The sequence below is a fragment of the Catellatospora bangladeshensis genome, from assembly GCF_016862575.1.
GTDB classification, from domain to species: domain Bacteria; phylum Actinomycetota; class Actinomycetes; order Mycobacteriales; family Micromonosporaceae; genus Catellatospora; species Catellatospora bangladeshensis.
Map to the genome: position 1 here is coordinate 81,409 of NZ_BONF01000031.1, position 19,723 is coordinate 101,131.

20 protein-coding genes are annotated in these 19,723 nt (G+C 73.3%); 10 read left to right on the forward strand and 10 right to left on the reverse strand.

The genetic code is table 11. The features are described from left to right. Window positions 1-2 precede the first annotated feature (2 nt). Both Cba03nite_RS25555 and Cba03nite_RS25560 read right to left on the reverse strand, forming a co-directional pair. Window positions 3-1,793: a hypothetical protein gene (locus Cba03nite_RS25555; protein WP_203751093.1), complete on the reverse strand. Its 1,791-nt coding sequence runs from the start codon at window positions 1,791-1,793 to the stop codon at window positions 3-5. Between the two features lie 82 nt (window positions 1,794-1,875). After that, entirely contained in the window at window positions 1,876-2,562 is a 687-nt protein-coding gene (locus tag Cba03nite_RS25560) for an IclR family transcriptional regulator (RefSeq protein WP_203751095.1), read from the reverse strand. 66 nt (window positions 2,563-2,628) lie between these two features. Here Cba03nite_RS25560 and leuC point away from each other — a divergent pair, with 66 nt between their 5' ends. From leuC to Cba03nite_RS25575, 3 genes are all read left to right on the forward strand, one after another. After that, on the forward strand, window positions 2,629-4,041 hold the full coding sequence (gene leuC, locus Cba03nite_RS25565) for a 3-isopropylmalate dehydratase large subunit (RefSeq protein WP_203751098.1): 1,413 nt from the start codon (window positions 2,629-2,631) through the stop codon (window positions 4,039-4,041). Window positions 4,042-4,057: 16 nt separating this feature from the next. Beyond that, window positions 4,058-4,645 (forward strand): 3-isopropylmalate dehydratase small subunit, encoded by a 588-nt coding sequence (leuD, locus tag Cba03nite_RS25570; RefSeq protein ID WP_203751100.1) that lies wholly within the window; start codon window positions 4,058-4,060, stop codon window positions 4,643-4,645. Between the two features lie 161 nt (window positions 4,646-4,806). Then, a complete protein-coding gene (locus Cba03nite_RS25575) occupies window positions 4,807-5,409 on the forward strand; it encodes an HU family DNA-binding protein (protein WP_275411620.1) in 603 nt (200 codons plus the stop codon). 84 nt (window positions 5,410-5,493) lie between these two features. Here the strand turns inward: Cba03nite_RS25575 and Cba03nite_RS25580 are convergent, their stop codons facing one another. Genes Cba03nite_RS25580 through cofC form a run of 4 tightly spaced genes read right to left on the reverse strand, consistent with a single transcriptional unit; the run spans window position 5,494 to window position 10,203 of the window. Further along, a complete protein-coding gene (locus Cba03nite_RS25580; protein ID WP_203751106.1) occupies window positions 5,494-7,011 on the reverse strand; it encodes a CYTH and CHAD domain-containing protein in 1,518 nt (505 codons plus the stop codon). Next, on the reverse strand, window positions 7,008-9,353 hold the full coding sequence (locus Cba03nite_RS25585) for an RNA degradosome polyphosphate kinase (protein WP_203751244.1): 2,346 nt from the start codon (window positions 9,351-9,353) through the stop codon (window positions 7,008-7,010). The genes Cba03nite_RS25580 and Cba03nite_RS25585 overlap by 4 nt, the downstream gene beginning before the upstream one ends. A gap of 51 nt (window positions 9,354-9,404) precedes the next feature. Further along, complete coding sequence (locus tag Cba03nite_RS25590; protein ID WP_203751109.1) at window positions 9,405-9,602, reverse strand: cold-shock protein; 198 nt, start codon at window positions 9,600-9,602, stop codon at window positions 9,405-9,407. Between the two features lie 10 nt (window positions 9,603-9,612). Next, a complete protein-coding gene (gene cofC, locus Cba03nite_RS25595) occupies window positions 9,613-10,203 on the reverse strand; it encodes a 2-phospho-L-lactate guanylyltransferase (protein WP_239126004.1) in 591 nt (196 codons plus the stop codon). 234 nt (window positions 10,204-10,437) lie between these two features. Between cofC and Cba03nite_RS25600 the strand changes: the two genes are divergently transcribed. From Cba03nite_RS25600 to Cba03nite_RS25610, 3 genes are read left to right on the forward strand one after another with little or no spacing between them, the layout of a single operon-like run. Further along, entirely contained in the window at window positions 10,438-11,190 is a 753-nt protein-coding gene (locus tag Cba03nite_RS25600; protein ID WP_203751114.1) for a lysophospholipid acyltransferase family protein, read from the forward strand. Then, entirely contained in the window at window positions 11,187-12,179 is a 993-nt protein-coding gene (locus Cba03nite_RS25605; RefSeq protein ID WP_203751116.1) for an NAD(P)H-dependent glycerol-3-phosphate dehydrogenase, read from the forward strand. The genes Cba03nite_RS25600 and Cba03nite_RS25605 overlap by 4 nt, the downstream gene beginning before the upstream one ends. A 16-nt stretch (window positions 12,180-12,195) precedes the next feature. Then, entirely contained in the window at window positions 12,196-13,299 is a 1,104-nt protein-coding gene (locus tag Cba03nite_RS25610) for a cystathionine gamma-lyase (protein ID WP_203751118.1), read from the forward strand. Between the two features lie 155 nt (window positions 13,300-13,454). Here the strand turns inward: Cba03nite_RS25610 and Cba03nite_RS25615 are convergent, their stop codons facing one another. Further along, window positions 13,455-13,982 carry a hypothetical protein gene (locus tag Cba03nite_RS25615; RefSeq protein ID WP_203751120.1) on the reverse strand — a complete coding sequence of 176 codons (528 nt, stop codon included), beginning with the start codon at window positions 13,980-13,982 and terminating at the stop codon, window positions 13,455-13,457. Window positions 13,983-14,065: 83 nt separating this feature from the next. Between Cba03nite_RS25615 and Cba03nite_RS25620 the strand changes: the two genes are divergently transcribed. After that, window positions 14,066-15,175 (forward strand): D-alanine--D-alanine ligase family protein, encoded by a 1,110-nt coding sequence (locus tag Cba03nite_RS25620; RefSeq protein ID WP_239126005.1) that lies wholly within the window; start codon window positions 14,066-14,068, stop codon window positions 15,173-15,175. A 115-nt stretch (window positions 15,176-15,290) separates the two neighbouring features. On the opposite strand, the gene Cba03nite_RS25625 is transcribed toward Cba03nite_RS25620, so the two are convergent. Both Cba03nite_RS25625 and Cba03nite_RS25630 read right to left on the reverse strand, forming a co-directional pair. After that, on the reverse strand, window positions 15,291-15,869 hold the full coding sequence (locus Cba03nite_RS25625; RefSeq protein ID WP_203751124.1) for a DUF3515 family protein: 579 nt from the start codon (window positions 15,867-15,869) through the stop codon (window positions 15,291-15,293). Next, the gene (locus tag Cba03nite_RS25630) at window positions 15,866-16,099 is read right to left on the reverse strand and encodes an Lrp/AsnC ligand binding domain-containing protein (RefSeq protein WP_203751125.1); all 234 of its coding nucleotides are present in this window, start codon (window positions 16,097-16,099) and stop codon (window positions 15,866-15,868) included. The genes Cba03nite_RS25625 and Cba03nite_RS25630 overlap by 4 nt, the downstream gene beginning before the upstream one ends. A 119-nt stretch (window positions 16,100-16,218) precedes the next feature. Here Cba03nite_RS25630 and Cba03nite_RS25635 point away from each other — a divergent pair, with 119 nt between their 5' ends. Further along, on the forward strand, window positions 16,219-17,160 hold the full coding sequence (locus tag Cba03nite_RS25635; protein ID WP_203751126.1) for a thiamine-phosphate kinase: 942 nt from the start codon (window positions 16,219-16,221) through the stop codon (window positions 17,158-17,160). A gap of 26 nt (window positions 17,161-17,186) precedes the next feature. Continuing rightward, window positions 17,187-17,651 carry a GNAT family N-acetyltransferase gene (locus tag Cba03nite_RS25640; protein WP_203751127.1) on the forward strand — a complete coding sequence of 155 codons (465 nt, stop codon included), beginning with the start codon at window positions 17,187-17,189 and terminating at the stop codon, window positions 17,649-17,651. A gap of 69 nt (window positions 17,652-17,720) precedes the next feature. Here the strand turns inward: Cba03nite_RS25640 and rpmB are convergent, their stop codons facing one another. After that, window positions 17,721-17,912, reverse strand: coding sequence for a 50S ribosomal protein L28 (gene rpmB, locus Cba03nite_RS25645; RefSeq protein WP_203751128.1), 192 nt, complete (start codon window positions 17,910-17,912; stop codon window positions 17,721-17,723). 203 nt (window positions 17,913-18,115) lie between these two features. On the opposite strand from rpmB, the gene fakA reads away from it, so the two are divergent. Beyond that, window positions 18,116-19,711, forward strand: a complete 1,596-nt coding sequence (gene fakA / locus Cba03nite_RS25650; protein ID WP_203751129.1) for a DAK2 domain-containing protein — start codon at window positions 18,116-18,118, stop codon at window positions 19,709-19,711. The last annotated feature ends 12 nt before the right edge of the window (window positions 19,712-19,723 follow it).

A 19,723-nucleotide genomic window follows, 5' to 3' on the forward strand; every position in this document is an offset into this window, starting at 1 on the left:
GGTCAGCGCATGATCAGGCGGATGACCCCGGTCTGGTCACCGCCGTCGCTGCCCTGCAGCACCGCGAGCGCCTCGAACGGCAGCCGCTCGCGCTGGTCCTGTGGCAGCAGGTTCGCCAGGTCCAGGTAGACCGCGAGGTCCGTGCCCGCGGGCGCGCCGGCGACGGCCTGCTGGAACGTGGGCCGCTCGGCGAGGGTGCCGCTGCCGGGGGTGTAGCCCGCGGTGGTGGCGGTGACCACGTTCCCGGCGGTGGTGGTGGTCAGACCGCCCTTCGGACCGGCGGTGGGCCCGGCGAGACCGCCCCCGAGCAGGTCGGCGAGGCGGCCGGCGCCAGCGGCGTCCCGCGCCTCGGCGGTGACCCGGACCGCCGGGTCCTGCCCCTGCCCGAAGCGGGCGGCCACGCTCACCGCAGCGCCGTCGAGCGCCGCGAACATGCCGAACGGATCGGTCATGCTGCCCGCCCCCTCGGGACCGTCCAGGCCGCCCTGGTCGGTCAGCACGCCCTCGGGCAGGCCCATCAGCTCCTCGGCCCGCCTGGCCTCGGCCTCGGTGAGCTCCTCCGGGTCCTTGCTGAGCAGGCGGGCCAGCTCCTTCTGCTCGGCCTTGGTGAGGTCCGGCCCGAGGGACTCCGGCTCGCCCGGTCCGGGCGTGGGCCCGTTCTCCAGCTCCTCGAGCGCGGACAGGTCGACCTCCTCGCCCGCGGTCGCGGTCGCCATCGCCTGCATCATGACGAGCCCGAGGACGGCCTGGTAGGGCGAGGTCACCGTGTTCGCCTGGGCGGCCAGGCCCTGGGGCAGCCGCGCCACTACGCCGACGTTCGTGTCGCCGGGCAGGGCGCCGAGCTTCGCCACGGCGTCGTGGGCGGCCGGGGCCGGGGTCTGCGCACCGAACGTGCGGTAGCGGGCCTCCAGGCCGGTTCCAGTGGCCCGTACGCCCACGATCAGGCGGCCCTGCGCCTTCGGGGTGCCGCCGAGCACCTCCTGCTGCTCGGCCTCGGTCATCCCGGCGCGCAGCCCGGCGGTGGTGACCTCCTGGTAGGCCGCCAGGTCGGCCCAGATCACGGCGAGCTGGTCGCCCTCCAGCCACGCCCGGTCGGCGGCGAACGGCTGGGCCTCGGCCAGCGGGGCCCGCTGGGCCTCGGCGAAGGCGCGGTCGGCGGCGCGCTGGCCGTCCTTCTCGCCGATCGCGACGAGCACCACGCCGTCGCGGGCCACGAAGCCGAGGCTGGCGTCCTTGACGCCGTCCCGGAGGCGGGTCAGGCCGGTGCCCGCCTTGCCGCTGTCCGTGCTCGCGGCGGTGATCAGCACGTACGGCTGCCCGCCGTCGAGCCACATCGCGATCCCGGCCCGGCGGCCGAGCCAGCTCAGGACGTCGCGGTCCACGTCGACGCCGTCGAGGCCGATGCGCTTCAGCAACTCGCCGAGGGCCTCGTCGCGCTGCCGCGCCCCGTCGCCGTCGGCGCGGGGCGCCTTCTGCGCCAGCCGGAACAGCTTCAGCTGCTGCTCCAGGCCGGTTTCCAGGTCGATCGTGGCGAACAGCCCGGCGGAGGCCGGGACGAGCTCCTCGGCGCGGCGGCCGTCGCCGAAGGCGAAGCGGTAGACCGCGTACGCGCCCACGCCGAGCAGCAGCACGACGGCCACGACCGAGGCGAGGATCAGCGGGAGCGGGCGGCGCCGGGCGGGTGCGGGCGCGGTGTCGGCGTACGGGTCGCGGTCGAGCGAGATGACGGTCTCGGGCGCGGACACGGCGGCGCCGGTGGACGGATCGTCCACCGGCGCCTGAGGGTCTGCCATGAGGGTTCCTTTCCCCGTTGAAGATCGGCGCTCATGGTAGGGGCCGTCAACCACGACGCTCAGCGGGGGAAGGGTCAGCTGTTCAGAGTCCGGAGAGCCGTTGCCCGGCGCGGACCACCGCCATCGCGTGACGGTCGCCGGGGCGCCTGCCGAGCCGCTCTATCGGGCCGGAGACGCTGATCGCGGCGATGACCCGGCCCGTGCGGTCGCGTACGGGGGCGCTGACCGAGGCCACGCCGGGCTCGCGCTCGGCGACGGACTGGGCCCAGCCGCGCCGGCGCACCTCGGCCAGCGTGCGGCCGGTGAACTTGCAGCGGGGAAGCAGCGGCATGACCGCCTCGGGGGGCTCCCAGGCCAGGAGGATCTGTGCCGCGGAGCCGGCCGTCATCGGCAGTATGGCGCCGACGGGCACGGTGTCCCGCAGGCCGCTGGCCCGTTCGGCCGCGGCCACGCAGAGACGCTCGTCGGCTCTGCGTAGGTAGAGTTGCGCGCTCTCGCCGGTGGCGTCCCGCAATGCGGACAGCAGCGGCTCTGCCGCTGTCAGCAGGACGTCCGGGGCGGCGTTGGCGAGCTCGCCCAGGCGGGGACCGGGACGCCAGCGTCCCTGCGTGTCCCGTACCAGCATCCGATGAATCTCCAGCGCTTGCGCCAGCCGGTGCGCCGTTGCTCTCGGCAGCTTGGTGCGATCGACGAGTTCCGCGAGGCTGGCGCCGTCGACACACGCCGCAAGGATCACGACCGCCTTGTCAAGGACGCCCACGCCAGACATACTGTGTCCCACAGACCGAAACATACCTCCCAAGATGCGGGATGTCCAGATGGTGGGAGCAGCCCAGTGAGCAGGACCCTTGCCCAGAAGGTCTGGGACGCGCACGTGGTACGTCGAGCGGAAGGCGAGCCCGATCTCCTCTATATCGACCTCCACCTGCTGCATGAGGTGACCAGCCCGCAGGCCTTCGACGGCCTGCGCCTGGCCGGACGTGCGGTGCGGCGGCCGGATCTGACGATCGCGACCGAGGACCACAACACGCCCACCGACAACCTGCTGACGATCGCCGACCCGGTGTCGCGTACGCAGATCGAGACGCTGCGCAAGAACTGCGCGGAGTTCGGCGTGAAGCTGCACCCGCTCGGCGACCCGCAGCAGGGCGTCGTGCACGTGATGGGCCCGCAGCAGGGGCTCACGCAGCCGGGCATGACGATCGTGTGCGGTGACTCACACACGTCGACGCACGGGGCGTTCGGCTCGCTGGCCTTCGGCATCGGCACCTCCGAGGTCGAGCACGTGCTGGCCACCCAGACGCTGCCGCAGGCGCTGCCCAAGCAGATGGCGGTCACGGTCACCGGCGAGCTGCCGCCCGGCGTCTCCGCGAAGGACCTGATCCTGGCCCTGATCACCCAGGAGGGCACCGGCGGCGGCCGCGGCTACGTGGTGGAGTACCGCGGGCCCGCGATCGAGAAGCTGAGCATGGAGGGGCGGATGACCGTCTCCAACATGTCCATCGAGTGGGGCGCCAAGGCCGGCCTGATCGCGCCGGACGAGACCACCTTCGCCTGGCTGAAGGGCCGCACCTTCGCGCCGCAGGGCCAGGCCTGGGACGACGCGGTGGCGTACTGGAAGACGCTGCCGACCGACTCCGGCGCCGTGTTCGACAAGGAGGTGTTCCTCGACGCGAGCGCGCTGACGCCGTTCGTCACCTGGGGCACCAACCCCGGCCAGGGTGCCTCGCTGGACAGCGTGGTGCCGGACCCGGAGTCGTTCGGCACCGAGTCCGAGCGCGCCGCCGCCCGCCGGGCCGTGGAGTACATGGACCTCACGCCCGGCACCGCGCTGCGCGACGTGAACGTGGACGTGGTCTTCGTGGGCTCCTGCACCAACGGGCGCCTGGAGGACCTGCGCACCGCGGCCGACGTGCTGCGCGGGCGCAAGGTCGCCGACGGCGTACGCATGCTGGTGGTGCCCGGTTCCGCGGCGGTGCGCGAGCAGGCCGAGGAGGAGGGCCTGCACGAGGTCTTCACCGCGGCCGGCGCCGAGTGGCGCTTCGCGGGCTGCTCGATGTGCCTGGGCATGAACCCGGACACGCTCCAGCCCGGCCAGCGTTCGGCCTCCACGTCCAACCGCAACTTCGAGGGACGGCAGGGCAAGGGCGGCCGTACCCACCTGGTGTCCCCGGCGGTGGCCGCCGCGACCGCGGTGACCGGCCACCTGTCCGCCCCCGCCGACCTGGACGCCGTCGGCGCCCGCTGAACCGAGGTATAGCCAAATGGAGAAGTTCACCGTGCACACCGGCACCGCGGTGCCGCTGCGGCGTTCCAACGTGGACACCGACCAGATCATCCCGGCGGTGTACCTGAAGCGGGTGACCCGGACCGGCTTCGAGGACGGGCTGTTCAGCGCCTGGCGGGAGGACCCGTCGTTCGTGCTGAACAACCCGGCGTACGCCGGGGCCTCGATCCTGGTGGCCGGGCCGGAGTTCGGCACCGGCTCGTCGCGGGAGCACGCGGTCTGGGCCCTGAACGACTACGGCTTCCGGGTGGTCGTCTCGCCCCGGTACGGCGACATCTTCCGGGGGAATTCCCTGAAGCAGGGGCTGCTGACGGTGGAGCTGCCGCAGGCGGCCGTGGAGACCCTTTGGGATCTCGTGGAAGCCGACCCGGCGACCTCGATCGAGGTCGACCTGGTCGCCCGGGAGGTCCGCGCGGGTGGGCACACCTGGGCCTTCGCCCTGGACGACTTCAGCCGCTGGCGGCTGCTGGAAGGCTTGGACGACATCGGTTTGACGCTGCGGCATGCGGACGCCATCACCGAGTTCGAAAGCCACCGGCCCGCATTCGGAGTGCTCGTCGGGTAGGTGCCGAAGCGCGACAGCAACGTAAACGCCCCCGTCCTGTTAACAGGATGGGGGCGTTTTTTCTTTGCGACACATAGGTGGTTTTTCACCCTCCTGTTGGCATATTGCTGACGTTGGGCCTACTGTGCGCACAGAATGACTGTTATAAGTCCAGTAGCACCATACGGGAGGAATCCGTGAACAAGACTGAGCTGATCGACGCGATCGCCGCCCACCCGCAGGTGGTCGACAAGAAGACCGCCGCGGCCGTCCTGGAGGCGACGCTCACCGAGATCCAGAACGCGGTCACCAAGGGCGACAAGGTCTCGCTGACCGGCTTCGGTGTCTTCGAGAAGCGGGCCCGGGCCGCCCGGATGGCGCGCAACCCGCGCACCGGCGAGGCCGTCAAGGTGAAGAAGACGTCGGTCCCGGCCTTCCGGCCCGGCGCCGGCTTCAAGGAGACCGTGGCCGTCGGCAAGGTCGCCGCCCCGGCGAAGAAGGCGGCCGCCAAGAAGACCACGTCCGCCTCGACCCGCCCGGCCGCGGGCAAGGCCACCGCCGCGGCGAAGACCGCCCCGGCCAAGAAGACCGCGACCAAGAGCACGGCCAAGGCGACCACCGCCAAGGCCACGGCGGCCAAGAAGACCGCGACCAAGGTGACCGCGGCCAAGGCGGCGCCCGCGAAGAAGACGGCGGCGGCGAAGACCACCGCGGCCAAGAAGACGGTCACCGCCAAGGCGACCACGGCCAAGAAGGCCCCCGCCAAGAAGGCCGCCAAACGCTGACCGGCGCCCGTATCCCAACAAGGTCAAAGCTCCGCCCGTGCCGTAGTGAACGGCACGGGCGGAGTCGTTAAGAAGGGCACCTTCTTATACGTATTGCGTTAAGAAGGTGCCCTTCCTTTCGGTCTTGTGCCAGCGGGTGGGGTAGGTCGTGCGGACGGCGGTGGCGGCGGCGCGCTCCCGGGCGGCGAGGTGGGCGCAGGTGGGGGCGAGGTCGGGGTGGGCCTCGCCCAGGGCCAGCCAGGTTTCGGCGGCCATGGCGGCGTCGGCGTGCTCGCCGAGCAGGTTCTGCAGCTTGGCGAGCTTACGGGCGAGCGGGGCCAGGCGCGGGTCCCCGGCGGCCTGGGCCGCCTCGGCGGCGTACCGGGCGCGCTTGGCGTGGATGCGGACCTGGTGCCAGTCCACATCGGGCGCGTCCGGGGCCAGCCGCCCCGCGCCCGGCACCCCGTGGCCGCCCTTGACGAGGCGGCGCCAGGGCCGGGCGACCAGCCCCGGCAGGATCGCCGCGGCCGGCTCGCCCGCTGCGGACAGCAGCGGAAGGCGGCGGGTGGCGGCGGTCAGGCGCTGCACCAGCACCAGGTAGCGGCGGGTACGCAGGGCCTCCTGAAGCTCGCCGTAGGCCTCGTCGCGGCGGTGGGCCAGGATCGTGTCCAGGCGGGCCAGGTCGGCGGCGTCCAGCGGGACGAGCGGATCTGCGGCGGCGGTCTCGTGCATGCGGGCGCGCAGCACCTCGGCGTCCCGGGGACCGGCCAGCCGGTCGGCCAGCCAGCGCAGCTCCGCGCGCAGCGGGCGCGCCCAGCGCGGATCCACCAGCCTGCCGAACGTGCGCAGGTCCGAGCGCAGGCGCCGGCAGCCGACCCGCATCTGGTGCACCGCGGTGTCGCCGCCGGGCAGCGGCTCGTCCAGGCGCACCAGCGGATCGTGCGCCAGCACCCGGGCCACCCCGGCCCGCACCACGTCGATCACGACGTCCGCGGCACGGGGCGGCACGGGCAGGCGCGGGGCCGGGGGCAGCGCGTCCGGCGGGTACGCCGCCGCCGCGCCCAGCGCCCGCACGTGCGCAGGGGCGGGTGGTGCGGGCCGGGCACCGGCCGCCAGCAGCCGCTCCTCCACAGCGGACAGCAGCTCCGGCGCACCGGCCAGCGGCGTCACCACGACCTCGCGGAAGACCCGGACGGCGCGGCCCGGCACGGCCGCCTCCACGGTGTCGTCGGCGATCTCCGCCAGGCGTGCACCGGCGGGATCCACCAGGTCCACCCGGCGGCGCACCGTACGCAGCACCGCGACCGGGGCCAGCGCGGCGCCCCGGGTCAGCGCCGCGACCAGCCACACCAGCTCCTCCGGCGGCCGGTCCGGCGCGCCCGCCCGATGGAGCTCACCAGGCGTGAACCCGTTGGCGTGCGGCAGCCGCACCGCCCAGGGCAGGGTCTCGCCCGCCCGGTGCCACAGCGCGGCTCCGGCTCGGGCCAGCCGGAGGTCGGCCGTGTCCAGGTAGGTCGCGGTCACGGTGACTTCCGGCCGGGGCCGGGCCCGGACCCCGGACGCGTCCGGTGGCGGCAGCACGAAGGCGGGGGCGACGTCGAAGCTGCGCACCTCCCGGCTCACCGCTTCAGCACCCGCTCCAGCAGCGCGGCCTGCAGGTCGGTGCGGTGGTGTTCCGAAGTGGAGATCAGCCGCGACCAGGTGCCGTCGGTGTTCAGGTCGAACGCCTCGGTCCGGTCCGACATCGCCGCGGTGAGCAGCTCGGCCAGCTCGGTCCGGGCCGCCGCGTCGGTCACCTGGATCAGCGCCTCCACCCGGCGGTCCAGGTTGCGGTGCATCATGTCCGCCGACCCGATCCAGAACTCGGCCCGGCCCCGGCCCGCGGCCACGTCGCCGTTGCCGAACCGGAACAGCCGCGAGTGCTCCAGGAAGCGGCCCAGGATCGAGCGCACCCGGATGTTCTCCGACAGCCCCGGCACGCCCGGCTTCAGCGCGCACATGCCGCGCACCAGCACGTCGATGCGCACCCCGGCCTGCGAGGCCCGGTAGAGCGCGTCGATGACCTGCTCGTCGACGAGCGAGTTCACCTTGATCTGCACCAGGGCGGGCTTGCCGGCGCGGGCGAACTCCGCCTCGCGCTCGATCCGCTCGATGATGCCGCTGCGGACCCCGTGCGGCGCCACCATCAGCCGCCGGTACGCCGTCTGGCGGCTGTACCCGGTGAGCGTGTTGAACAGGTCGGTCAGGTCCGCGCCCACCTCGGGATCGGCGGTGAGCAGGCCGAAGTCCTCGTAGAGCCGGGCGGTCTTCGGGTGGTAGTTGCCCGTGCCGATGTGGCAGTAGCGGCGGATCTGGCCCGCCTCCTCGCGCACCACCAGCGCCGTCTTGCAGTGCGTCTTGAGGCCGACCAGGCCGTACACCACGTGGCAGCCCGACTTCTCCAGCGTGCGCGCCCAGCCGATGTTGGCCTTCTCGTCGAAGCGCGCCTTGACCTCCACCAGCACCACCACCTGCTTGCCCGCCTCGGCCGCGGCGACCAGCGCGTCCACGATAGGGGAGTCGCCGGAGGTGCGGTACAGCGTCTGCTTGATGGCCAGCACGTGCGGGTCGGCCGCCGCGTGCTCGATGAAGCGCTGCACGCTCGTGGAGAACGAGTGGTAGGGGTGGTGCACCAGGATGTCGCCGTCGCGCAGCACGTTGAAGATGCTGCGGGTGGACTCGACCTCGCGCAGGCGCGGATGCGTCGCGGGCACGAAGGGCGGGTCCTTGAGATCCGGCCGGTCCAGGCCGTAGAGCTGCATCAGCCCGGACAGGTCCAGCAGGCCGGGCACCCGCAGCACGTCCCGGGAGTCGACCTCCAGCTCGGTGACGAGCGTGGCCAGCACCCGGTCCGAGATGTCGGCGGCCACCTCCAGCCGCACCGGCGGCCCGAACCGCCGCCGCATCAGCTCCCGCTCCATCGCCTGGAGCAGGTCCTCGTCCCGGTCCTCCTCGATCTCGAAGTCGGCGTTGCGGGTGACCCGGAAGACGTGCCGCTCCACCACGTCCATGCCGGAGAACAGCTGCCCCAGCTCGTTGGCGATCAGCTCCTCGACCGGCAGGAAGCGGTAGCTGTGGCGGCCCTCGGCCCCGGTCCGCGACGCGGGCTCGATGCGTACGAAACGCGGCACGTTGTTGGGCACCTTGACCCGCGCGAACAGCTCGTGCCCCGTCTCCGGCTCGCGCACCACCGCTGCGAGGTTCAGCGACAGGCCGGAGATGTACGGGAACGGGTGCGCCGGATCGAACGCCAGCGGTGTCAGCACCGGGAAGATGTGCTCGCGGAAGTAGACCCGCATCTGCTCGCGCTCGGCGTGCTCCAGCTCGGACCAGCTCAGGATGTGGATGCCCGCCTTGGCCAGGGCCGGGCGGATCACCTTGGTGAACTCGGCCGCGTGGTCGGCGACCAGCTCGGCGGTGCGCTCGGAGACGACCTCCAGCTGCGCGCGCGGCGGCAGCCGGTCGGCGCCCCGGGTCGGCAGGCCGGTCTCCAGCCGCCGGCGCAGGCCCGCGATGCGCACCATGAAGAACTCGTCCAGGTTGCTGGCGAAGATGGCCATGAACTTGGCCCGCTCCAGCAGGGGCACCCGGGGGTCCTCGGCCAGGGCCAGCACGCGGGCGTTGAAGTCCAGCCAGGAGACCTCGCGGTTGAAGTACCGGTCCTCGGGCAGCTCGGTCAGGGCGGTGCTGGCGAACTCGGGCACCACGGTCACCCGGAGCGGCACCACCGGCTGCGCCGGGAGCTGCGGTTGCTCCAGGGTCCTGGGCTCGTCGCGGGCCTCTGCGGAAGCGGGAGCCGGTTGCTCGACGGCGCTGTCGGCGGGCGGCGGCTGGTCCGGTGCGGGTGTGGAGCCGGAGTTGTTACGCGGTCGTCGCGGGGCAGCGCTCACCCTGTCATTTTTGCCTGATCTGGGTGAACAAGAGATGAACTCGGCTGTGCCGCGCCATGTCCGGCAGCGGTCGGCCGGGTCCGCCGGTCAGGGCATCGTCGGGATGGCGATGCGGCGCAGCGTGCCGTCTTCGCCGTGCTCCAGGCGCACGCGCTGGCCCAGGCGCAGCAGCCGCAGGCCGGACGCGTCGAACGCGGCCCGGTCGAAGTCGACCGGGGTGCCGTCGTCGAGCAGCAGCGAGCCGGTGCGGGAATCGGGGTCGAACGTGGCGACGGTGCCCTGCATGGCCCTCACGCTACGCCGTCGCGCCCGTGCGCAGCAGTCCCCAGCCCCGTACCACGGCGAGGTCGTCGGCGGTGTCCACGTCGCGGCGCAGCGTCGGCCAGTCGCCGGTCAGCCGTGCCGCGCCCGTCCGCTCGTGCGCGGCGGCCGAGCCGGCGCCGAACCGCGGATCCAGCGGACGGCCCGGGGCGGCCACCAGCAGCACCGTGCCCACCCCGTCCGCGTCGGGCACGAAGGCGCGCCGCCCGCCCGCCGCCGCCAGCGCCTGGGCCAGCTCCGCCGGGCGCAGCGCGGGCAGGTCGGCCGGGAGCGCGGCCACCGGCCCGGCAACGGCGGCGGCGGCTCGGCGCAGCGCGTCGTTGAGATCACGTCCGTCGTCGGCGGCCACGCCCGCGCCGCAGCCGCGCAGCTCCGCCGCGGCCACCGGGTCCCGGGTCACCACCAGCACGCGGGCCACCCCCGCCGCCGCCAGCGCCGCCCGGACCGTGGCGCGGGCCAGCGCCAGCACCAGATCCTCGTGATCGGGCGCGGCGCCGCGCAGCCGGCTCTTCGCCTCGGCCAGCGGCTTCAGCGGCACCAGCACGGTGACTCCGGGTGCGTACACTCGGCCATTCTGGCAGCCCCGCCGGGCGTCCGGCCGGGCGGCGGCCTCCGGCGGCTGAGGCCCGCCCCCAGCGGGACATGGCATGATGCGCTGAACGTGGACGGCACACCGGCACGTCACGGCCGTGACCGGCCGGTCGTGCCGGGCACCCCGGCGCGGTGGCGGACCGCGGGTGGGCGGTTAGTACGCACCCACGCACGGGCAGGTGTACGGGTGGACGACAGGGAGGCTTCGTTGGCGCGGCGCAGGCTGGGCTTCTGGCAGCGGTTCGCGGTGTGCTTGGTCAAGCCGCCGATGATCGCGCTGACCAGGCGGGACTGGCGCGGCTGGGAGCACATCCCGGCCGAGGGCGGGGTCATCCTCGCGGTCAACCACGTGTCGCACGCCGACCCGTTCACCACCGCGCACTACGTCTACGACTCCGGCCGCTGGCCGCAGTTCCTGGGCAAGGAGAGCGTCTTCCGGATCCCGCTCGCGGGCCGGATCCTGCACTGGTGCAAGCAGATCCCGGTGCACCGGGGCACGGCCGACGCGGTCAAGGCGCTCGACGCCGCCGTGGACGCGGTGCGCCAGGGCGCCTGCGTGGTGATCTACCCGGAGGGCACCACCACCAAGGAGCCCGAGCTGTGGCCGATGCGCGGCAAGACCGGCGTGGCCCGGCTGGCGCTGGCCACCGGTGCCCCGGTCATCCCGGTCGCCACCTGGGGCCCGGAGAAGATCTTCGATCCGCGTACCAAGAAGGTCCGGCTGCTGCCGAAGATTCCGGTGTCGCTGTGGGCGGGCCCGCCGGTCGACCTGTCGAAGTGGGCCGGGGCCGAGCCGACCGGCGCCGTGCTGAACGAGATGACCGACGCCGTGATGCTGCGCCTGCGCGACATGCTGGCCGAGATCCGGGGCGAGACGCCGCCGCCGCTGTGGGGCGTGCGCGACGATTCCGCCAGGAACGACGCAGCCGGGAACGGCCAGGCCAAGGGCGGTGCCCGATGAAGGCGGCCGTGCTGGGCGCGGGGTCGTGGGGCACCGCGTTCGCGAAGATCCTCGGTGACGCCGGCAACGACGTGGTCCTGTGGGCCCGGCGGCCGGAGATCGCCGCCGCCATCCGCGAGACCGGCTGCAACCCGGAGTACCTGGAGGGCACCCGGCTGGGCGAGCGGGTCACCGCGACCGCCTCGGCCACCGAGGCGATCAAGGGCGCGGAGCTGGTCGTGCTGGCCGTGCCGTCGCAGACGCTCCGCACCAACCTGGGCGACTGGGCGGCCGACCTCACCGCCGACTCGACGCTCATCTCGCTCATGAAGGGCATCGAGCTGGGCACCACCCAGCGGATGAGCGAGGTCATCGTGGAGGCCGGCCGGGTCGCGCCCGAGCGGGTCGCCGTGGTCAGCGGACCGAACCTGGCCGGTGAGATCGCCCTGGAGCAGCCGGCCGCGACCGTGGTGGCGTGCACCGACATCGACCGGGCCACCCGGGTGCAGCGGGCGATCACCACGCCCTACTTCCGGCCGTACACCAACGACGACGTGGTGGGGTGCGAGCTGGGCGGGGCGGTCAAGAACGTGATCGCGCTGGCGTTCGGCATCGCGCACGCCATGGGCCTGGGTGACAACACCAAGGCCACGCTGATCACCCGCGGGCTGGCCGAGACCGCCCGGCTGGGCGTCGCGCTCGGCGCGGACCCGCTGACCTTCTCCGGCCTGGCCGGGCTCGGCGACCTGGTCGGCACCTGCATGTCGCCGCTGTCGCGCAACCGGACCTTCGGCGAGCACCTGGGCCGGGGCAAGACGCTGGAGCAGGCCCAGGCCGCGACCCGATACACCGCCGAGGGCGTCAAGAGCTGCCTGGCCATCCGGGACCTGGCCCGCTCGCACGGCGTCGAGATGCCGATCACCGAGCAGGTCGAGCGGGTCTGCCACGAGGGCGTGGACCCGAAGGTGGCGGTCGCGGCCCTGATGTCCCGCTCGACCAAGGCGGAGTGACCGCTACCGTCTGAGCATGAGTTCGCAGTACGGGGACAGCACCCGTTCCCTTCATGCAGGCATGCCCGCACCCGTGCCCGGAGCACCGATGCTCCCGGGACCCGTCTTCGCCGCGCCGTACCACCTCGACCCGGCGGGCTGGACCCCCGGCAGCGACGGGTACGGCCGGGGCGACAACCCCACGCGGCGCCTGCTGGAGGACGCGATCGGGGAACTGGAGGGCGGCGGCTGCCTCGCCTTCGCCAGCGGGCAGGCGGCGATCACGGCGCTGCTGATGACGGTGCTGCACCCGGGGGACACCGTGATGATCCCCTCGGACGGGTACTACAACGTGCGCTCCTTCGCCGCGTCCACGCTGGCCGGGCTCGGCATCACCACCGTGGAGGCGCCGACGGCCGGGCCGTACCCGCCGTTCGAGGGGGTGCGGCTGGTGCTGCTGGAGACCCCGGCCAACCCCGGCCTGGACCTGGTCGACATCGCCGAGGTCGCGCGGGCCGCGCACGCCGCCGGGGCGCTGGTCGCGGTCGACAACACCACCGCCACGCCGCTGTCGCAGCGGCCGCTGGAGCTGGGCGCCGACGTCGTCGTCGCGTCCGGCACCAAGGCCCTGGCCGGGCACTCCGACATGCTGCTCGGGTACGCCGCGACGAACGACGCGGGACTGCTCGACGGGATGCGGCAGTGGCGCACCCTGGCCGGGGCCGTGCCCAGCCCGTTCGACTGCTGGCTGGCCCGCCGCTCGATGGGCACTCTGGCGCTGCGGCTGCGGCAGCAGTCCGCCAACGCCGCGGCGGTCGCGAAGCTGCTGCGCGAGCACCCGCTGGCCGGCGCCGTGCGCTGGGCGGGGGACTCCGAGCTGGCCGCTCGGCAGATGCGGATCATCCCGGGGCTGGTCTCGTTCGAGCTGCCCTCGGCCGAGCACGTGGCGGCGTTCCTGCGCGCCTCGGCGCTGGTCGCGGCGGCGACGAGCTTCGGCGGCCTGCACTCCAGCGCCGACCGCCGCCACCAGTGGGGCGACAGCGTGGCACCCGGCTTCGTCCGCCTCTCCTGCGGCATCGAGGACACCGACGACCTCCTCGCCGACCTCACCAAGTCCCTCGACGCCGCCGCCCTACCCTGACCGCCCGGCGCGCCCCCGGCCGTCCGCGACGTTGACCGTCCGCGACGTTGATCGTCCGCGACGTTGATCGTCCGTGGCGTTGATCGTCCGACTTGCCTGGCACATGGGCGTATCTTGGGCTCGCTTTCGCCCGAGTGCCAGGCAAGTTCGTTGATCTAGGCGGCGGCCGGCGCCGGGGACGGGGCGGGAGTGGGCTGGGCCGTGGCGGCGAGGGCCAGGATGTGGCGGCGGACGATGAGCAGCGGGACGATGCCGAAGACGCCGAACGAGCAGTCGATCGGGATCCACCACCAGGGCAGCTCCCGGATCGGGGCCATGATCAGGGCCAGCGGGATCACCGCGGCGCAGCACAGCATCGCCCAGTGGATCACCCAGAGGTTGCGCACCGGGTCGCGGAACGGGCCGTAGAAGGCCATCGCGATCACCAGGTGGGCGAAGGCCAGCCAGTCCGTGCCGTACAGCAGGAACGGGAAGTCCCGGTCGGCCGTCTCCAGCGCCACCCGGACCGTGCCGATGAAGTCCACGAGGGCGTCCGGCGCGGGCAGCCGGCTCTCCCGGAGCAGGCCGTCCAGCCAGCGGACCTCGGTAACCAGCGGAAAAGCCGTCGCGCCACTGAGCACGAGACCGATGATGAAGAGGACCAGCCAGATCCGGATACGCCGCAGGCGCGCGTGAGGGGTCACGCTGCGGAATGGTAGTGCCACTCTCGGCTGCCCCGCGACGTGCTCTTCACCGGATCCCCACAACGCACGGTAGGGTCAGCCGCGTGAGTGAAAGCAGCCAGCGTAAGACCCGTGTCGCCGTAGTCTTCGGCGGCCGCAGCACCGAGCACGCCATCTCCTGCGTCAGCGCGGGCAGCATCCTCGGCGCGCTCGACCCGGCCGAGTTCGAGGTCGTTCCGGTCGGCATCACCCGCGAGGGCCGCTGGGTGCTCACCTCGGGCGACCCGGCGCAGCTCGCCATCACCGGCAGCAGCCTGCCCGAGATCACCGCCGCGTCCGGCCGGGCCGTCGTGCTGCCCGCCGACCCCACCAACCGTGAGCTGGTCGTGCTGGAGCCCGCCGAGGGCGCCGCCGCGCTGGCCGGGGTGGACGTCGTCTTCCCCGCGCTGCACGGGGCGTACGGCGAGGACGGGACCATCCAGGGACTGCTGGAGATGGCGGGCGTGCCGTACGTCGGCGCGAACGTGTTCGCCTCCGCGGCCGCCATGGACAAGGAGTTCACCAAGAAGCTGGCCGCCGCCGAGGGCATCCCGGTCGGGCCGTACGTGGTGCTCCGGGCCGGACAGGAGCTGACCGAGGCCGACAAGGAGCGGCTCGGCCTGCCGGTGTTCGTGAAGCCGTCCCGGGCCGGCTCGTCGTTCGGCATCACCAAGGTGAACAGCTGGGACCAGCTCGACGCGGCGCTGGCCAAGGCACGAGCGATCGACCCGAAGGTGCTCGTCGAGCAGGGCATCGTAGGCCGCGAGGTCGAGTGCGGTGTGCTGGAGAGCGAGGTCGGCGGCAGCCCCGAGGCGTCCCTGCTGGCCGAGATCCGGGTGGTGGCCGGCGGCCACGAGTTCTACGACTTCGAGGCGAAGTACCTCGGCGAGGACTGCGAATACGACCTGCCCGCGAACCTGCCCGCGCCCGTCGCCGCACGGGTCCAGGAGCTGGCCGTCCGCACCTTCACCGCGCTGGACTGCGCGGGCCTGGCCCGGGTCGACTTCTTCGTCACCGACGACCTCGAGGTCTACCTCAACGAGATCAACACCATGCCGGGCTTCACGTCCACGAGCATGTTCCCGCGCATGTGGGCGGCCAGCGGCCTCGACTACGCCAAGCTCGTCTCCCGCTTGGTCCGCACCGCCCAGCGCCGAGGCACCGGCCTCCACTAGCCCCCTCCTGCGCCGATCTTGCGCGAACTGTGGGTGCGACACGCCCATTCCGCCCAAAGGGGCAACACTTCGCGCAAGATCGAGCGGGACGCGGGTGGCGGCGAACTCGCGCGGCTCAGCTGCGGGTGGCGCAGCCGGCGGGGATTGTTGCGGCCGAGGGGACGGTCGCGACGAGGGTGTTGGAGAGGCCGATGATCCACTGGCCGGGCGGCTGGTACGCCAGCGGCATCGTGATCTGCACCGGCACCTCTCGGTCGACCGTGGTCCACACCTCGTCGCGCTGGTGCCAGCAGACGCCGTTCAGCGTCCACACCTTCTCCTCCGGGGGAAGGCTCGGCACCGGTGCGGCGCCGCAGGCGACGGTCACCGCCGGATCGCCGTACGCCGCGTTCTGCTCGTGGCCCGCGGTGACGTCGCGGCGCGGCAGGTCCTGAAGGCGGTCGGGCAGCTGGGACAGCAGCGCGCGGCACACCGTGGTCTGGCGGGCGTTCAGCGAGGGCGCGGGCACCGCCACCGGCGCCGTGGGCATCACGCGGGGCGCGGCGCTCGCGCTCGGCGCCGCGGCGGGCTCCGCCGGGGGGCGCATGGCCTGGAAGAAGCCGAACCCGGCGGCCAGCGCCAGGGGCACCGCGATCGCGGTCGCGATCGTCTTCGCGGAGCGGTCGCCCGACCGTGCCGTCTGGTCGTTACTCATAGGTGGATGATCGGGCACGTGAGCGTACGGGTGATGTTGGGGATCAGCTGAATCTGTGAGAGCACGAGTTTGCCGAGCTCGTCGACGGTGTTCGCCTCCACCATGGCGATCACGTCGTACGGGCCGGTCACCGCGTCCACCCGGGTGACACCCTGGATCTCGCCGATGGCCGCGGAGACGTCGACGGAGCGCCCCACCGACGTCTGAATCAGGATGTAAGCGTGAACCACGGACGACTCCTTCACCACGTGCCGCCAGTGAAAGTACCTCACTGAGGGTGCACAGGCCGCGGCAGGAGGCGCAAGGGCGAGGAAGGGAACAGTATGGGATCACCTGGCGAGGGGACGGCATGAGCGTCGCGCGGACCGGCGAGTTCGGCCTGATCGAGCGGGTGGTGGCGCGGCTGGGCACCGGCCCGGCCACCATCATCGGCCCCGGCGACGACGCGGCGCTGGTGACCGCCTCCGACGGGCGGGTCGTCGCCTCCACCGACGTGCTCGTCGAGGGCCGGCACTTCCGGCGCGACTGGGCCGAGGCCGAGGACATCGGCCGCCGCGCCGCCGCGGCGAACCTCGCCGACATCGCGGCGATGGGCGCCACGGCGACCGCGCTGCTGGTGGGCCTGTGCATGCCGCCGGACCTGGACGCGGCCTGGGCGGAGCAGCTCGCGGACGGGCTGGCCACCGAGGCCGCGCTGGTCGGGGCGAGCGTCGTCGGCGGCGACATGACCGCCAGCCCGACGCTGACCATCGCCGTCACCGCCCTCGGCGACCTGCACGGGCTGCCGCCGGTGCTGCGCTCGGGCGCGCGGCCGGGGGATCTGGTCGCGCTGGCCGGGCGGGTCGGTTACGCCGCCGCCGGGTACACCGTGCTGTCGCGCGGGTTCCGTACGCCGAAGCTGCTGGTGGAGGCGTATCGGCGGCCGGTGGTGCCGTACGCGCTGGGTCCCGCGGCGGGCCGGGCCGGGGCGACCGCGATGATCGACGTGTCGGACGGGCTCATCGCCGACCTCGGGCACATCGCCACCGCCAGCAAGGTAGGCATCAACCTCAACCGCAGCGCGTTCAAGGTCCCGGAGCAGATGCGCGACGCGGCGCTCGCGCTCGGCGTCGACCCGTACCAGTGGCTGCTGGCCGGTGGCGACGATCACGCGCTGGCCGCGACGTTCCCGCCCGGCTCGGCGCTGCCGGACGGGTGGCACTTCATCGGCGAGGTGACCGACGGCACCACGGTCACCGTGGACAGCCGCCCGTGGTACGGCCCCAAGGGGTGGGACCACTTCCGGGCGTGACCTGCTTGATCAGTATCCTCGGCGCCGTGACCCAGATTGAGATCAGGCCGACGCGGTACGGCGCGCCGGTGGCCCGCAAGCTGATCGCCGAGCTCATGGCTGACCTGGCCGAACGCTACGGCGACTCCGACGCCACGCCGATCGAGGCGGTCGAGTTCGACCCGCCGGACGGCGGCTTCTTCGTGGCGTACCTCGACGGCGCGGCGGTCGGCTGCGGCGGCTGGCGCAGCTTCGGCGGCTCGGAGGAGGTCGCCGAGATCAAGCGCGTCTACACCTCGGCTGACGGGCGAGGTAAGGGCGTCGCGCGGGCGGTCATGACGGCGCTGGAGACCGACGCGCGGGCGCACGGCCGGGTGCGCGCCATCCTGGAGACCGGCCTCGCCCAGCCCGAGGCGATCGCCCTCTACCAGGCCATCGGCTACCAGCTGATCGAGAACTTCGGCCACTACCGGGACAAGCCCGGCTGCCGCTCCTTCGGCCGCACCCTCTGAGCGCGTCACACGCCAGGACGGCGAAGAGGCCGCCGAGCGGGTGCTCGGCGGCCTCTTCGTGAGTCTGCGTCAGGCGCGGGTGACCTTGCCGGCCTTCAGGCACGACGTGCAGGCCTGGACCTTCTTGGAGTTGCCGCCACCGGCGGGGGTGCGCACCGTCTGGATGTTCGGGTTCCAGCGACGGTTGGTCTTCTTCTTCGACCACGGCACGTTGTGACCGAAGCCCGGTCCCTTGCCACAGACGTCGCACACGCTAGCCACGGGATTCTCCTGAGTTCGTCTTGATCAACTACCCGACCAAGCGTCACTGTGCCGGGAACTTCGCCAGGGTACCTGACGCGCATGGCACGTGCCCAATCGGGGCGGAGCCACCCGGCGCCGACGCGCCCGGTGTGGCTGGCATGACTGTACCGCCCGCCACGCCGTGCGTGAGAAGCGGGTGCGGCACCGATAGGCTGGCGGCCGTGCTGGAGGTCCTGGACATCGCGGCGGTGCGGCGCTGGAGCGGGCTGGCGGTCGCCGGCGTGCGACGGCATGAGCAGGCGCTGAACCAGCTGAACGTGTATCCGGTGCCCGACGGCGACACCGGCACCAACCTGCTGCTGACGCTCACCGCGGCCGAGCAGGTGCTGGCCGGTCCGCTGGCCGAGCCCCAGTCGGCCGGTGCGCTGCTGCGTGCCACGGCCCGGGGCGCGCTGATGGGCGCGCGCGGCAACTCCGGCGTCATCACGGCGCAGTGGCTGTCCGGGCTGGCCGACAGCCTGGACGGCGGGGGCCTGGCGCCCGCGCTGGACGCCGCCGCGAAGGCCGCGTACGCCGCCGTGGCCCGGCCCGTGGAGGGCACCATCCTCACCGTGGCCCGCGCGGCGGCCGACGCGGCACACGGCGGCTCCGACGACGCCGAGGCGGTCCGCGCAGCGGTTCGGGGCGCCCGGGAGGCGCTGGCCCGTACTCCGGAGCAGCTGCCCGTGCTGGCGGCCGCCGGGGTGGTCGACGCGGGCGGGCAGGGGCTGGTGCTGCTGCTGGAGGCGCTGCTGGAGGCGCTGACCGGCGAGCACGACGAGAGCATGATCGACCCAGCCCCGAACGGGCACGAACACGCCGATCACGCCGGGCACGGGCACGGCGGCCACGCGCACGTGGCGGCGGCGTACCGCGGGCCCGCGTACGAGGTGCAGTTCCTGCTGGACACCGGGGCGGGCGAGATCGCCGACCTGCGGGTGGCGCTGGACCGGCTCGGCGACTCCCTGGTCATCGTGGGCGGTCCGGCGACCTGGCGGGTGCACGTGCACGTGGACGACGCCGGCGCGGCGCTGGAGGCGGGGCTGGCGGCCGGGCGGCCGTACCAGATCCAGGTGACCCACCTGACCGCGCCGACCGCGGCGGGCGCGCCGCGGCGGCCCGACCCGACGGCCCGCGCGGTCGTCGTCACCGCCGCGGGGGACGGCATCGAGCAGCTGCTCACCGCCGAGGGCGCGGTCGCGGTCAGCGGCAACCCGTCGACCGCCGAGGTGCTGGACGCGATCCTGGCCACCGGCGCCGGGCGGGTGGCGGTGCTGCCCACCGATACGAACCTGCGGGCGGTGTGCCAGATGGCGGCCGAGGAGGCGTTCGGCGAGGGCGTGAAGGTGCGCGTCATCCCGACCCGCTCGCCCGTGCAGGCCCTGGCCGCGCTGGCGATCCGAGACCACGCCCGGCGCTTCGAGGACGACGTGATCGCGATGGCGGAGGCGGCGGGCGCGTGCCGCTCGGCCGAGGTCACCACCGCGAGCCGGGAGGCGCTGACGATGGCCGGGCGCTGCCGCCCCGGCGACGTCATCGCGCTGATCGAGGGCGAGGTCAACCTCATCGGCGCGGACCTGCCGACGGTGTGTGCGCAGCTGCTGGACCGGATGCTGGCCAGCGGCGGCGAGCTGGTGACCCTGCTCACGGGCGCCCAGGCCCCGGACGGCCTGGTCGAGGCGCTGACCGCGCACGTCGCGGCGCGCTGGCCGTTCGTCGAGGTGCACGCGTACGAGGGCGGCCAGCCGCACTACCCGCTGCTTGTCGGGGTGGAGTGATGGAGTGAGGGC

Excerpts from the sequence above, each read along its gene's own strand:
- Cba03nite_RS25605 (WP_203751116.1), top strand. The coding sequence starts at position 11,187 with ATGAAGGCGGCCGTGCTGGGCGCGGGGTCGTGGGGCACCGCGTTCGCG.
- Cba03nite_RS25555 (WP_203751093.1), bottom strand. The coding sequence starts at position 1,793 with ATGGCAGACCCTCAGGCGCCGGTGGACGATCCGTCCACCGGCGCCGCC.
- Cba03nite_RS25560 (WP_203751095.1), bottom strand. The coding sequence starts at position 2,562 with ATGTCTGGCGTGGGCGTCCTTGACAAGGCGGTCGTGATCCTTGCGGCG.
- Cba03nite_RS25590 (WP_203751109.1), bottom strand. The coding sequence starts at position 9,602 with ATGCAGGGCACCGTCGCCACGTTCGACCCCGATTCCCGCACCGGCTCG.
- Cba03nite_RS25610 (WP_203751118.1), top strand. The coding sequence starts at position 12,196 with ATGAGTTCGCAGTACGGGGACAGCACCCGTTCCCTTCATGCAGGCATG.
- Cba03nite_RS25625 (WP_203751124.1), bottom strand. The coding sequence starts at position 15,869 with ATGAGTAACGACCAGACGGCACGGTCGGGCGACCGCTCCGCGAAGACG.
- Cba03nite_RS25635 (WP_203751126.1), top strand. The coding sequence starts at position 16,219 with ATGAGCGTCGCGCGGACCGGCGAGTTCGGCCTGATCGAGCGGGTGGTG.
- leuD (WP_203751100.1), top strand. The coding sequence starts at position 4,058 with ATGGAGAAGTTCACCGTGCACACCGGCACCGCGGTGCCGCTGCGGCGT.